The 14,085-nt window shown below is 31.2% G+C and carries 13 protein-coding genes; 12 read left to right on the forward strand and 1 reads right to left on the reverse strand.

The annotated features are described in order from the left end of the window. Positions 1 to 25: 25 nt before the first annotated feature. The 8 genes from CLFE_RS01940 (at position 26) to CLFE_RS01975 (ending at position 8,340) form a co-directional block, all read left to right on the forward strand. A complete protein-coding gene (locus CLFE_RS01940; RefSeq protein ID WP_077894189.1) occupies positions 26 to 2,599 on the forward strand; it encodes a leucine-rich repeat protein in 2,574 nt (857 codons plus the stop codon). A 133-nt stretch (positions 2,600 to 2,732) separates the two neighbouring features. Continuing rightward, positions 2,733 to 3,590, forward strand: coding sequence for an AraC family transcriptional regulator (locus CLFE_RS01945; protein WP_077894188.1), 858 nt, complete (start codon positions 2,733 to 2,735; stop codon positions 3,588 to 3,590). A gap of 152 nt (positions 3,591 to 3,742) precedes the next feature. Beyond that, a complete protein-coding gene (locus CLFE_RS01950) occupies positions 3,743 to 4,246 on the forward strand; it encodes a cupin domain-containing protein (RefSeq protein WP_077894187.1) in 504 nt (167 codons plus the stop codon). Between the two features lie 212 nt (positions 4,247 to 4,458). Then, positions 4,459 to 4,800 (forward strand): PadR family transcriptional regulator, encoded by a 342-nt coding sequence (locus CLFE_RS01955; RefSeq protein WP_077835110.1) that lies wholly within the window; start codon positions 4,459 to 4,461, stop codon positions 4,798 to 4,800. Next, positions 4,797 to 5,519, forward strand: a complete 723-nt coding sequence (locus CLFE_RS01960; RefSeq protein ID WP_077894186.1) for a DUF2812 domain-containing protein — start codon at positions 4,797 to 4,799, stop codon at positions 5,517 to 5,519. Before CLFE_RS01955 ends, CLFE_RS01960 begins: the two co-directional genes overlap by 4 nt. Before the next feature lie 114 nt (positions 5,520 to 5,633). Further along, on the forward strand, positions 5,634 to 6,458 hold the full coding sequence (locus CLFE_RS01965) for a linear amide C-N hydrolase (RefSeq protein WP_077894185.1): 825 nt from the start codon (positions 5,634 to 5,636) through the stop codon (positions 6,456 to 6,458). A 168-nt stretch (positions 6,459 to 6,626) separates the two neighbouring features. Then, positions 6,627 to 7,211, forward strand: coding sequence for a TetR/AcrR family transcriptional regulator (locus tag CLFE_RS01970; RefSeq protein ID WP_077894184.1), 585 nt, complete (start codon positions 6,627 to 6,629; stop codon positions 7,209 to 7,211). Positions 7,212 to 7,308: 97 nt separating this feature from the next. Further along, entirely contained in the window at positions 7,309 to 8,340 is a 1,032-nt protein-coding gene (locus CLFE_RS01975; protein WP_077894183.1) for an epoxyqueuosine reductase, read from the forward strand. Here CLFE_RS01975 and CLFE_RS01980 read toward each other — a convergent pair. After that, positions 8,337 to 9,227: a LysR family transcriptional regulator gene (locus CLFE_RS01980; protein WP_077894182.1), complete on the reverse strand. Its 891-nt coding sequence runs from the start codon at positions 9,225 to 9,227 to the stop codon at positions 8,337 to 8,339. The two genes, CLFE_RS01975 and CLFE_RS01980, sit on opposite strands and share 4 nt — an antisense overlap. A gap of 219 nt (positions 9,228 to 9,446) precedes the next feature. Here CLFE_RS01980 and CLFE_RS01985 point away from each other — a divergent pair, with 219 nt between their 5' ends. The 4 genes from CLFE_RS01985 (at position 9,447) to CLFE_RS02000 (ending at position 13,942) form a co-directional block, all read left to right on the forward strand. Continuing rightward, positions 9,447 to 11,393, forward strand: coding sequence for an oxidoreductase (locus CLFE_RS01985; RefSeq protein WP_077894181.1), 1,947 nt, complete (start codon positions 9,447 to 9,449; stop codon positions 11,391 to 11,393). Between the two features lie 138 nt (positions 11,394 to 11,531). After that, positions 11,532 to 12,092, forward strand: a complete 561-nt coding sequence (locus CLFE_RS01990) for a TetR/AcrR family transcriptional regulator (protein WP_077894180.1) — start codon at positions 11,532 to 11,534, stop codon at positions 12,090 to 12,092. A gap of 14 nt (positions 12,093 to 12,106) precedes the next feature. Next, positions 12,107 to 13,201: a radical SAM/SPASM domain-containing protein gene (locus CLFE_RS01995; protein WP_077894179.1), complete on the forward strand. Its 1,095-nt coding sequence runs from the start codon at positions 12,107 to 12,109 to the stop codon at positions 13,199 to 13,201. A 66-nt stretch (positions 13,202 to 13,267) separates the two neighbouring features. After that, on the forward strand, positions 13,268 to 13,942 hold the full coding sequence (locus CLFE_RS02000) for a methyltransferase family protein (RefSeq protein WP_077835103.1): 675 nt from the start codon (positions 13,268 to 13,270) through the stop codon (positions 13,940 to 13,942). The last annotated feature ends 143 nt before the right edge of the window (positions 13,943 to 14,085 follow it).

Consider the following 14,085-nt stretch of genomic DNA (forward strand, 5'->3'; position numbering starts at 1 on the left):
ATATATAAAATAAGGAGGAGTGCGTGTGAAATTCAACCAACTAATGAAAAAAGTAATGAATAACGCAAAAAATATGAAAACAAGCACAGTATCATTAGTGCTTATCTTTACAATTTTATTTTTGAACATCAATTTTGTAAAGGTATCAGCAATAACTATTACAGGCACAGATGTAAATGGTTTCTCATGGCAATCTGATGATGGAGTTACATATTCAATAACAGGTTATAATGGGAATAATACCAATATTACTATACCAGGTTCTATAGATGGGCATACAGTCACCAGTATTTCAAGTAATGCTTTTAATGGGAATAATGATATTAAGTATAAATCATTAACCAGTGTAACAATTCCGAATACTGTTACTAGCATAGGAAGTTTTGCATTTTATTACTGCTCATCTTTAGTAAGTATATCAATACCAAATAGTGTAACGACTATAGGAGATAGTGCATTTGCATATTGTATTTCTCTTCCTAATATAACACTTCCGACTAATCTTAGTAGCATAGGAAATTCTACTTTTCAGGATTGCAAAGCCTTTACAGGAATAACAATTCCAAGTAGTGTTACAAGTATAGGACATCATGCTTTTTTAGAATGTTTAAACCTTACCAGTGTAACAATTCCTAATAGTGTAGCAACTATTGGAGATAGCGCTTTTCAAGACTGTAAGGTACTTAATAATGTGGTAATGCCTGATAGTGTAATAAGTGTAGGAGATTATTTGTTTTATGATTGTTGGGCTTTAACAAATGTAAGGTTATCAAGTAATATCACAAGAATTAGCAACTTTATGTTTTATAGATGTTGGAACCTTGCAGGTATAACACTTCCAAATGGTATTACAAGCATTGGACAAAGTGCTTTTGAAGAGTGTGAAGTTCTTTCAAGCATAACAATTCCAAGCAGTGTTATAACAATTAAAGGTCGTGCTTTTCTTGCGTGCAAGGTTCTGTCAAACATAACAATTCCCAATAGTGTTAGAACTATAGAATTTAATGCCTTTGCCCACTGTTATGCTTTTACAAATATAATAATTCCAAGTAGTGTAACTAGTATTGGTGATTATGCATTTTATTATTGTACATCTTTAGCAGAAGTAACCATACCTCAAAGTGTAACTAGTATTGGTTTTTTGACCTTCAATAGTTGTGACCCAAATTTTAAGATAAAGGGTTTTATGGGTTCTTACGCTCAGGTTTATGCAAGCAGTAACTCCCTATCATTTGAAGAATTATCAATACCAAGTTATACAGTAACATTTAACAGTGAAGGTGGAAGCGTCATACAAAGTGTACAGGCAAATGATAATAGTTTAATATCAGCACCAGCAGTACCAATAAAGGCAGGATATACATTTGGAGGTTGGTATAAGGATGAAGGATTTACAAATGTATGGAACTTTGCAACGGATAAGGTTACTACAGCTACAACACTGTATGCAAAATGGACAGCAATTCCACCCGAAGAGATTTATACAGTGACATTTAATAGTGATGGTGGAAGTGTTATAGAAAGCGTACAGGCAAATGATAATAGTTTAATACCAGCACCAGCAGCACCGACCAAGACAGGATATACATTTGGAGGATGGTATAAGGATGAAGGATTTACAAATGTATGGAACTTTGCAACGGATAAGGTTACTACAGCTACAATACTGTACGCAAAATGGACAGAAATTCCAAAGGTAACCTACCAAAGTCACATACAAAGTATTGGTTGGCAAAACTGGTTTAGCAATGGAGAGATTTCAGGAACAAGTGGACAATCATTTCGACTAGAAGCAATGAAAATAAAGCTGGAGAACGTCGATGGAGGAATTGAATATCGCACGCATGTACAGAATATAGGTTGGATGAATTGGGTTAAAGATGGAGAACTAAGTGGCACAGAAGGTAAGTCATATCGCCTTGAAGCTATTGCTATTAGGCTTACTGGAGCGGCAGCAAATACGTATGATATATATTACAGAGTTCATGCACAGAATATAGGTTGGATGGATTGGGCTAAAAATGGAGAATCAGCAGGTACATCAGGATATGGTTATAGATTAGAAGCTATACAAATTATGCTTGTACCTAAAGGAGAGACAGCTCCTGGACAAGTTAGTACTCCCTTCGTTGATAAAAATGCACCACATCCAAATGTCATTTACCAAAGTCATGTACAAAATGTAGGTTGGCAAAACTGGTCAAGCAATGGAGAGGTTTCAGGAACAAGTGGAAAAGCATTTCGACTAGAAGCAATGAAGATAAAACTAGAAAATATTGATGGTGGAGTTGAATATCGCACACATGTACAAAATATAGGTTGGATGAATTGGGTTAAAGATGGAGAACTAAGTGGTACTGAGGGTAAGTCATATCGCCTTGAAGCAATTGATATTAGACTTACTGGGGTAGCAGCTGATATGTATGACATGTATTACAGAGTTCATGCACAGAATATAGGCTGGATGGATTGGGCTAAAAATGGAGAATCAGCAGGTACGTCAGGATACGGTTATAGATTGGAAGCTATACAAATTATGATTATACCTAAGGGGGGAGCGGCACCTGGGCCTACTACAAAGTGTTTTGTTCAGAAGTAAATTAAAAATATCATAATATTAATAAGTTATAATATAAATAGTAATCCTTTAGGCAAGACAAAATATAACATAAAAAGTCGGGAACAACCATTTGAAAAGATATAAGATATATGTACAGACAGGGGTGATTATTATGGAGTGGATTGAAGGAATCGGTGAGGCTATCAATTACATTGAGGACAATATTACTGAAGAAATACCAATAAAAGATATTGCTAAAAAGGTACTTATGTCTCCCTTCTATTTCCAAAAAGGGTTTGCAATGCTTTGTGGTTTTACAGTTGGAGAATACATCAGACAGCGAAGACTTACTCTTGCAGGCAGGGAAATTGTTTCTACTGATAAAAAAATTATTGATATTGCACTTAAATATGGATATTCCTCACCAGATAGTTTCACGAAAGCCTTTACTCGATTTCATGGTGTAACACCTAACGCTGTCCGAAAAGATGGAGCAATGATTAAATCATTTGCTCCTCTGAAAATTAAATTTTCATTGGAAGGTGGTTATATTATGGATTACAAAATTGTTGAAAAAGATTCGTTTACTATTATAGGTGTATCAAAGGTGTTTAAATATGATAATGCAACCAAAGAAATTCCACAGTTTTGGAAAGAACATTATGAAACAGGAAAAGGAAAAGTTGTATGTGGAATGTACGGAGTAAACATAGACGAGAGCATGAGTTTAGATGAATTTGAATATTTGATTGCAGACAATTACAATCCGACTATAGACATACCTAAGGGGTTTGTTACAAAGATTATTCCTAAATATACATGGGCTGTTTTTGCTTCTAAGGGACCGATGCCAAAATCCTTGCAAGATGTAAGTAAAAAAATATTCTCGGAATGGTTGCCTAATTGCAAAGATTATGAAATTGCAGCAGGTTATAATATTGAAATGTATACTGATCCGGCTAATTATTCCAAAGGTAGTGAAGATGAAAGCTACTACAGCGAAATGTGGATTCCTGTTAAGAAAAAATAATTATTTATAGAAAAAAGGCATAGTTTAGAGTTTATAGATTCAAATCTATAGATTTATAAACTATGCTTTTTTATTTATACTTTTTAAGAAGCACAGAATTAATGATACAATAAGTTTTGAGGTTAAACTAAACAGGTTTGGAAGGAGAATATATGTATACAGCAGACTATTTTATAAAAAATTTAGACATGATAGCACATCCTGAAGGTGGGTTTTACAAAGAAGTTTATGTTTCAGAGGAAAATATAACAGCAAGAGATTTAAAATCTGATTTTGAAGGTTCGAGAATACTTTGGACAAGTATACATTTCTTACTTCAAGATGGAGAGGTATCTAACTTTCATAGGTTAAAATCTGATGAAATGTGGTATTATCATTCAGGATCACCGTTAACTATCTACATGATTAGTCCAGAAGGAATGCTTATAACTGAGCAGCTTGGACTTAATATTGCACAAGGGGAAAAACCTCAAGTGTTAGTTCCTAAAAATTATATATTTGGATCAGCTATGAATAATAAGGGATATGCTTTAGTTGGCTGCATGGTTTCACCAGGATTTGAATTTAGAGATTTTGAGCTATTTAAAAGAAGAGAGTTGCTAGAAAAATATCCTCAATATAAGGAAACAATTTTTAAATTGACTCAAGATAATTAATATAAAAATTAGATATAAGGTAAGGGGTAAATAAGTTTTTAAAAATACCAATAAACACTATTATTAATGATGTAATGATAGTGTTTATTGGTGTTTTAATTATATTGACTAATAATACAATAGATATAAACTGTTGACATTTATATCATTCATTGATATATTATATTTAATGATATATCAATAAATGATATAAAAATGTGAGGGAGAATTTTATGCCAAGAAAAGACTCGATTGATATTGGAGAATTAACGGATTCTGCTTTTTATATTTTATCAAGTGTTATTGAGAAAAAGCATGGATATTTAATTATGAAAACCATTGAGAAGTTTACTAATAACGAAGTTACTATTGGTCCTGCATCTCTTTATACAACACTTAAAAAGCTGTTAGCAGCAAATTTAGTAGAGTTGAATTGTAGTGAAGATGAAAATAAAAAAGTATATAAAATAACAAGTAAAGGTAGAGATATGCTTGAGAAAGAGATTGAGCGTAAAAAACAGATGATTAAATTTGCGGAGAACTTTTTAAATTATGAGGAGGAGGGAAATTTATGAAAAATAAATATGTAGCAATCAGTGGCTTTTCATTTAGTGAAGAAGAGGATATGGCAAAATTATCAAACTATGCAAAAAGTGGTTGGATACTAGAAGATATAGTGGGAGTATTTTTCTATAAATTGAGAAAAGATAAGCCTCAAGATATAATATATAGCTTAGATTATCAATCAGATGTAGATGATGAATACTTTAATATATTTAAAGAGGCAGGATGGCAACTTGTTATATCTGTTGATAAGGGAACGCATATTTTTGTTGCACAAGCCGGAACTAAGCCTATTTATAGCGATAGAAAATCGGAAATAGATAAATATATAAATATAAGAAATCAAACAAAAAAAGGAACAATATATTCATTAATAATAGGAATCATATTATTAAGCTTATTAGCTTTGTCGGTAATATTTATAAAACCTATATTTTTAATTATTTTAGCATTATTAATAATTGATATAATTATTTTTGTTTTTAGTTATATGCCTTATTTGGCATATAATAGTAGAATCAAGCAAATGCAGAGAAATGGAATGTGTAAAAGTGGAGAGATAGATAATAAAATTTCCTATAAAGTAGATGCTTTTATAGGAAGTATATTTTTAGCGGATGGTATATTTTTTTTAATGAAGAAAAATTACTTTTCAATATTTTTTATAATTTTAGCAGTGTTCAATATTATTTTAAGTATAGTTCATTATAAAAAGTATAGAAAATATTAGTAGTAAAGGTTATGAGTTTACTCTTACTATATATTTTTTTGTATGTAATCCACAATTTGTATTATAATATAAATTGTGGTATTTGCATTTGAAATAAATTTGGAGGAATAAAAAATGTGTACAAGTGCTGTGGTATATAAGGATAGACCTATATATTTAATGAATTTTGATTTTTTTGAAGTAGAATCAAGAATTAGGATTGAAGATAAAGGAGATATTCCTGTATTCTTTTTTGAGATAAACCAAGGAGGACAATTTCTTGAAACGGCTGGAATGAATACAAATGGGTTCTTCGGCAACTTTCAAGGGAATTTATCTGATAGTCATAAGAATATAGTACCAGATAAAAACTGTATAACAATTGATAAGCTTTATAGAGAGTTTTTGAATTCAGATAAATCTATTGAGGAGTTGCTTAATGTAATTGAGAAGAAAACAGTAGTGTATCCACCTATTCCGCCAGAATACAATAAAATGCATAATATGTTTGCAGACGAATTGGGTAATGCTATTATTTTAGAAACTTCTAATGGAAAAAATGATGTGACTAAGATAAAAGAAAATTTTTTAGTTATGACAAATTTTCCGGTAGGTCAATTTAAAAATATTGATTATAAAAAAGTTTCTGGAGTTGGAAGTGATCGATACATAAAAGCGTATGAACATATATTAAGTATAGGTAATGATTTTAGTATGGATAATGCTTTCGATATATTAAAAAGTACGGCTCAAAAAGAAAAGGATTTTGAAACTATAATATCTATGGTGTTTGTTCCAAGTGAATTAAAGGTTTATGTTTCGATAAAAAGGCAGTTTGAAAAGATATGGATGGTAGACATAAGAAGAAAATGTGTGGAAACCTTTCGAGGCTTTGAAAGTAAACATATAATAAGTATTAATAAAGCTGGTGTAAGTATAGAAAGTTTAGATAGTATATAATGTATTATTTAAGATACTCATATAAGGTTAAGTCAGTTTGGATAATTTAAAGATATCTTTATTGGCTTTTTTATTGTTCTTAAAAGATAGTAAAAGAAAAACAGTTGACAAAACAGACTGAATGGTCTAATATTAAGCTAAATAAATTAAAACAAAGGAGATTGCAAAATGGCTAAGACAACTAAGGGAGAACAATCCAAAATAAAACTAATTGAAAGTGCTGCAAAATTATTTTTACAAAAAGGATATAACGGAACAGGTATCAATGATATTTTAATGGATACAGGTTTGCCTAAGGGGTCATTTTATTTTCACTTTGCTAGCAAAAAAGACTTAGCTATTAGTGTTTCAGAATACTTCGAAAAAAAGCTAATAGGATGGGCAATAAGGAATTCAAAAGATAAAAAGTGGGATGAATTCATAACAGATTTATTAAATATAATGATTAAGGGTGCAGAAAATGGAAAACATTACGGGTGTCCTTTTGCAGTTATGGGTTTAGAGATAGCTTTTTCCGATTCTGATATTTCAAAATGTTATTATGAGGCTATGAAAAAAGTAATAGATTTATTTGCTTTGAATCTTGAATATTCTGGAATACCCAAAGATAAGGTATATGAATTAGCCAATAGTGCATTTGCAATATACGAAGGATATTTAGTGTGTTACAGGATTGGTAAGGATATAAATGTTCTAAAGATGATGCAAAAAGATCTTATAAAAGTATATGAGGATTTTAAAATAGATAAATAATATTATGGCATAGTGTTGTCATATATTGAATAAGTAGCTTACAACTAAAATAAACAAACCGGTCTATTCTACTTATAATTTTAGGAGGTTTATTAATATGGATACAATTGAAAAAATGATTCAAAAGAAAGCTTATGAATTAGGGTATGAGAAGTGTGGGATTATATCAATTGATTTGATGGATGAATATGCTGAAAAATTTAATGAGCGTATTGAAAAAGTTCCAGAATCAAAAATGTTTTATCAAAGCCAACAGCGTTTAATAAAGCCTAAAGAGATATATCCATGGGCAAAATCTGTAGTAGTACTTACGGTAGCGTATGGAAAGTATAAGGTTCCAAAGGAATTAGAAGGGATTATAGCTAAGTCATATTTGTTTGATGTGCGTGTAGATAAAAACACAAAAGAGTATCAGAATAATCGCGAATTAGAAAAATATATGAAGGGGCTTGGTTTAAAGGTAGAGACGGATCAAAAATTCGGTGTAGTTGGAATGAGATGGGCGGCTATGCAAGCAGGAGTTGGCATTATTCGTAGAAATAATTTTTTATATACAGAAGCTGGTTCATGGGTTCATCTTGAAGCATGGATAACTGATAGAGAAATGGAATTAAAGGAAACAAATAATGTTCCTCAGTGTCCCAAGTCATGTAATCGCTGTGTAGCATCGTGTCCTACAAAATCTCTTTCTGCACCTTATACCATGTCACCAACTGAATGTATTTCTTTTCTAACTAGTTTTGGAGGTCGTGATTTAACTAAAGAACCATTAAGTAAAACCTTCGGAAAATGTGTTTATGGCTGTGATCTTTGTCAAGATGCATGTCCAATGAATAAGGGAAAGTGGAAGGGAGAAGAGGAATTTCCGGGACTTAAAGAATTAACAGAGTCGTTAACACCAGAGAATATTTTGAATATGAAAGAAGATTTTTATCGAAGGAAGGTACAACCTAAGTTTTTTTATTTATCGGAAGAAGAACTTTGGAAATGGAAGGTAGATGTATTGTGCTATATGCGTAATAATTATAAAGAAGATTATAAAGAACTTATTATAAATGAATGCAACAATGAGAATAGTAAAATAAGTGACATGGCATACTTTATTTGTGAGGAGCTTTCTTTACGTTAATTTGAGGAATTACGGGACAATTCTTGTATAAATTTTCTTATTGCAGGATTGTTATCTGTTTTTCTCCAAGCAGCAATAACGTCAAAGGAATACTCATCGCCTTTAAAAGGTATAAAGCAAAGGGTATTGTTTCTATCAGCTTTAAACATTTTCGGTATTATGGCAATACCTTCTCCTGCTTCAGCCATTAATAATGAGGAGTATATACATTCATAATTTAAAAGCATATCTTTGGATAAATTTTTTGAATTTAAAAGTTTGTTTGCAAAAGCACCGTATCCATTAAAGATTTCATTAGAAGGTAAGAAAATGCGTTCTGAAGTCAAATCATTAATTGATACGTTTTTTTGTTTTGATAGAGGGTGATTTTTACATACTGCTACGCAAAGAATATCTGTATACAATGGATATGTTTCACACCAGAATGAAATATCCTTATCTAAGTTAAGAGTAAGAATTAAATCCACAGTGTTGTTTTTAAGTTGAGGAGGTAGAGTTTCATACAAACCAGCCATTAGTGTTAATTTTGTATTAGGAAATTTTTGCCTAAATGAATGCACAGTAGGAACAAGAAGATTTTTGGTGTGTTCGTATAAATAGCCAATTTTTAATTCTTTTTCAAAATCCTTTATAGAAGTCTTGATTTTCTTAATACCGCTGTCATATTGATTTACAATAGCAGTAGCTTCAACTAAAAATAGTTTTCCTACCTCAGTTAGTTCAACGTTACGATGATTTCTTGTTAATAAAGCTGCACCAACTTCATTTTCTAATGAAACAATATGTTTACTTAACACAGACTGAGTAATATAGAGTTGTTTTGCTGTTTCGCTAAAATTTAAGTTTTTAGAAAGCATAATAAATTCACGTAATAAGTCAATTCGCATTTTATAATTCCTTTCTATTCTCGAATTTTCTGTTATAAGATTAACATAAAACTATAACAAAGTAAATTCATTAGTCATGTTTGGAATAACAAATCACTTTTTTTGAGTTTGAAAATGTTTTCTTATGGCGTTACAATTTAAATGATATTGAGAAAAAATTAACAAGATATTGATGAATAAAGTTTATTATGTACAAAAGTTAAAGGAGGAGTTATTAATATGAAGTCAAAATATCCTAATCTTTGTAAACCAATTACTCTAGGAAATGTTACTTTTAAAAATAGAATGTTCTCAGCACCAGTTTCTCTTCAGGAGATATCACCAGAATTAACTCTTAACCAAGAAAATATCGCTTTCTTTGAATTACGTGCAAAAGGTGGAGCAGCTAATTGTACTATTGGAGTGTCTAATGTACTTGCTTCTGGTAGTGGACATACTAAGGAACTTGCATTAGATAATCAACTAATATTACCGTCATTGGCTCATATGGCTCGTACAATTAAACGCCACGATTGCGTTCCTAATATAGAATTAACACATGCCGGTAAGTATGCAGGTGTTCCAAACTTAGAAAATCCTCATCCTAAATATAAGGCATATGGACCTACATATGAAATAGTTAATGGTACAGTTGTTCGTCAAATGGATGAAGGTATGATTTTAGACTTAGTAGATGCTTTTGGTAAAGGTGCTGCATTAGTAAAAAAAGCAGGTTTTGAAATGCTTATTATTCATGGTGGTCATGGATGGTTAATAAGTCAATTTTTATCTCCTACTAATAATCGTGAAGATAAATATGGCGGAAGTCTTGAAAATAGATTACGCTTTCCTATAATGATACTTAAATCTATTAGGGAAGCAGTTGGACCTGGTTTTCCAATTGAGTTTAGAATGAATGGTCTAGATTATTTCGAAGGTGGATATGGTTTAGATGAAGCTGTTGAAATAGCAAAAGGTATTGAAGACTATGTAGATATGATTCATATTAGTGTTGGTAATCAAGAAGTACAAGAAACCTTTGTACGTACACATCCAGATATGTTTTATCCTCATGGACTTAATGTAGAACTTGCAGCTGAAATTAAAAAGAACGTAAAGGTTCCAGTTGCAGTAGTAGGAGCTATTTCAGATCCAGAAAAGGCAGAAGAAATCATAGCTTCAGGCAAAGCTGATGTGGTTGAAATGGCTCGTGCGCTTATAGTTGATCCTTTCTTCCCAACAAAGGTTAAGGAAGGTAGAGATGAAGATATAAGAAAGTGTATGCGTTGTCATGTGTGTTTTGATACAATCATTAACATTAGAGACGTTGCATGTGCTCTAAATCCTGTAATAGGAGAAGAAGAACTATATTTCTCACCTCCAGCACCACCTGCTAAATTGAAAAAGGTATTAGTTGCAGGAGGGGGACCTGGTGGTATGCAGGCAGCTCTTACAGCAGCTAAGAGAGGACACAAGGTAATACTTTGCGAAGCCAGTGATAAACTAGGTGGACAAATACTTTGTGAAGCGCATGTTGAGTTTAAGAAAAATTATTATGGTTTTGCTAAGTGGCTTCAGTGTCAACTTAAAAAGCAGGATAATGTTGAAATTCGATTAAATACTAAAGTGGATGAAAAGCTTGTAGACGAAATAAATCCAGATTCATTAATTTGTGCTATAGGTGCATATCCTATTGTACCAAGAATACCTGGTATTGAAGATGAAAGAGTGGTATTCTGTGATGAGCTTGCAAAAGATAAACCTAAAATAGGCAACAAGGTTGTTATTATTGGAGCAGGACTTGTTGGATCAGAATCAGCAATTCATTTTAAACGTGAAAATAAAGAAGTAACGCTTATAGAAGCTAGAGGTGATTATGCCATAGATGCTAATCCATTCCATAAGATGGGATTAACTAGAGAATTACGTGAAGGTGTAGATGTAAGAGTTAGTACTTCTGTAAAAGCTATAACTAAAGAAGGTGTTGTAGCAGTTGATAAAGCTGGAAATGAAATTGTATTCCCAGCAGATACAATTTTATGTGCAGTGGGTATGAGATCACGTGCTGATGAGGTTAAAGCTTTAAGAGATAAGGTTATGGAATTCCGTGCAATAGGTGACTGTGTAAGACCTGGAAAAGCAATGACTGCAGTTCATCATGGCCATTATGCTGCTTTAGATTTATAAGTAATTCAATTATATAAAAAATGGACAATGGATATTTTTATCTATTGTCCATTTTTGTGATACTAATGTATTTACAAATAGAGATAAAAATCATATAATAAAACAAGTATAAAACATGTTTGAAAAAGAGGTGGTAATTTGAATAAATCTGATAAAACTAAGAATCAACTTATACAAGCAGTAATAGAATTATTAAGAGAATGTTATGATATTTCAGAACTGACATCGAGAAAAATAACAGAGAGAGCTAAAATAAACCTATCGACTATAAATTATCATTTTGGTTCAAAAGATGAACTAGTAAATATTGCGGTTAATAAGTTAATAGAGGAGGTATCTCACAGCTATTTTAAGGGCAATAATGCTGAAGAAAATCCTAGAAATAAACTTAAAAGTTTTCTGATTAGCATATGTGATATGGTTGTAGACTACAGAAAATATACAAAGGAGACTATTCCGTATATTTTATTGCAAGGCAATTTTAATGAAGCAATTCAAATATTACCATTAGTTAAGGCATGCTTTGAAGAAGGTAAAAGTGATGAAGAATGTAAAATTATTTCATATCAATTAATTTCATTTTTACAGTTGGTATTTTACAGATCGGATGAATTTAAATTATTTAGTGGAGTTAATATTATGAATAAAGAAGAAAGAGATAGATTTATAAACATGCAGACGGATTTATTAATTAGATAAGGAGTTTATTTTTAATGAGAGAGGATTTTAATTTAACACAATATATGAGCGATGGAATTGAGAACATAGTAAAAAATGTTTTGAAATCATCCATAAAAAATCCCAAAGAAACTGCTTTTGTAGTTAAACATGTGCTAACAGTAAAGAATGCAAGAAATAAGAGGATGATGCTTGAAAATAAAGGGGATCATGTGCCACCATTTTTAATGTTAAGTATTTCTACCAATTGTAACTTATACTGTAAGGGATGTTATGCAAGAGTAAATAAAGCCTGTGGAGATAATTTGAATAAAGATGAATTAACAGAGGAAAGATGGAAAGAAATATTTGATGAGGCTAAGGATATGGGTATCTCATTTGCATTACTACTTGGAGGGGAGCCTTTGATGAGAAGGGGAATTATTGAAAAAGCCGCTTCTGTGAGAGAAATAATCTTTCCTATATTCACTAATGGGACTATGATTGATGATAAATATGTAAAGTTATTTGATAAAAATAGAAATTTAGTACCTATGATTAGCATTGAAGGAGATAGATTACAAACAGATAAGCGTAGAGGAATAGGCACATATGAAGCTGTAAGCCATGCTATGAATAAACTAAAGAGAAAAGACGTTTTGTTTGGAGGTTCTGTAACTGTAACAACTGAAAATATAGGGACTGTAACAAGTAAAGAATTTGTACAAGAACTATATAATAAAGGAGCACGAGCATTAATTTATGTTGAATATGTACCAGTGACTAAAAATACAAAAAATCTTGCACCTGGAGATAAAGAACGCAAGAGATTAGAAAAAAATCTTCAAGAATTAAGAACAATTTTTAATGCGATGGTACTTTTATCTTTTCCAGGGGATGAAAAGTATTTAAAGGGGTGTTTGGCAGCAGGAAGAGGCTTTTTTCATATAAATGCAAGTGGTGGAGCGGAACCATGTCCATTTTCACCATATTCAGATGTTAATCTAAAAGAATGTAACTTAATGGAAGCTTTAAAATCACCTTTATTTAGAAAACTTCAAAATAATGAAATGTTGATTGAAGGTCATGTTGGAGGTTGTTTACTGTTTGAAAAAGAAGATAAAGTTAAAGAACTATTGAGACAACAATAGGTGAGAATATTTTATGTTAAAATTGGAATAATATAAATAAGTTTTCTTAAAAGAGAGGTTATATTATTGAAAAATAGTAATTTGTCATCAAAAGTAAAGGTATATGTAGTACCTATTGTACTCATCGTCTTTATGTGGCTTGTTTTATTTGTTCCGGCATTAACAATAAGGTTTTGGCAAGCATGGATTTTTTGGTGTGGCTTTGCTATAATAACTTTTTTTATTACGGTATATTTTACAAACAAAAATCCTGAATTTTTAAAAAGAAGGACTAAAACTAAAGAAAGTAAAGTAAGTGAAAAACCTCCTTCAATTTTAAAGCTATACTATATGGGTTTTATATTACCTGGCGTGGATTTTCATTTTAATATATCAAGGGAACCTGTATGGCTTGTGATTGTATCTAATATAGTTGCATTTATGGCATATATTTTTATATTTTATGTTTTTAAGGAAAATAGTTATGCCTCAACAGTTATACAAGTAGAGAAGAAGCAGCAGGTTATTTCATCAGGACCTTATTCAATGGTTCGTCATCCCATGTATTTAGGAATGGTGATAATATCTTTATTTATACCACTTGCACTGGGCTCGTATATTTCCATATTACCTATGTTTTTTATAATTCCTATAACTACATTTAGGATAAAGAATGAAGAAAAGGTACTTCTAAGGGAGCTTGGGGGGTATAAAGATTACTGCTCAAAAGTGCGCTATCGTTTAATACCACTAGTTTGGTAGGAGAATATATATAGGGAGAATTTCTATAATTGAAGTTCTCTTTTTTTTATATTCTCTTAAAGCTTTCTATTGACTTAAAGTTAGGTTTAAGTATTAAAATGTACTAGTATTAAGAGATTATATGTAAATCATGAAATTTATAT

This window comes from Clostridium felsineum DSM 794, from assembly GCF_002006355.2.
GTDB classification, from domain to species: Bacteria; Bacillota; Clostridia; order Clostridiales; family Clostridiaceae; genus Clostridium_S; species Clostridium_S felsineum.

Coding starts and splice junctions, on each gene's coding strand:
- CLFE_RS01945 (WP_077894188.1), top strand. CDS start 2,733: ATGGAGTGGATTGAAGGAATCGGTGAGGCTATCAATTACATTGAGGAC.
- CLFE_RS01950 (WP_077894187.1), top strand. CDS start 3,743: ATGTATACAGCAGACTATTTTATAAAAAATTTAGACATGATAGCACAT.
- CLFE_RS01955 (WP_077835110.1), top strand. CDS start 4,459: ATGCCAAGAAAAGACTCGATTGATATTGGAGAATTAACGGATTCTGCT.
- CLFE_RS01960 (WP_077894186.1), top strand. CDS start 4,797: ATGAAAAATAAATATGTAGCAATCAGTGGCTTTTCATTTAGTGAAGAA.
- CLFE_RS01965 (WP_077894185.1), top strand. CDS start 5,634: ATGTGTACAAGTGCTGTGGTATATAAGGATAGACCTATATATTTAATG.
- CLFE_RS01970 (WP_077894184.1), top strand. CDS start 6,627: ATGGCTAAGACAACTAAGGGAGAACAATCCAAAATAAAACTAATTGAA.
- CLFE_RS01975 (WP_077894183.1), top strand. CDS start 7,309: ATGGATACAATTGAAAAAATGATTCAAAAGAAAGCTTATGAATTAGGG.
- CLFE_RS01980 (WP_077894182.1), bottom strand. CDS start 9,227: ATGCGAATTGACTTATTACGTGAATTTATTATGCTTTCTAAAAACTTA.
- CLFE_RS01985 (WP_077894181.1), top strand. CDS start 9,447: ATGAAGTCAAAATATCCTAATCTTTGTAAACCAATTACTCTAGGAAAT.
- CLFE_RS01995 (WP_077894179.1), top strand. CDS start 12,107: ATGAGAGAGGATTTTAATTTAACACAATATATGAGCGATGGAATTGAG.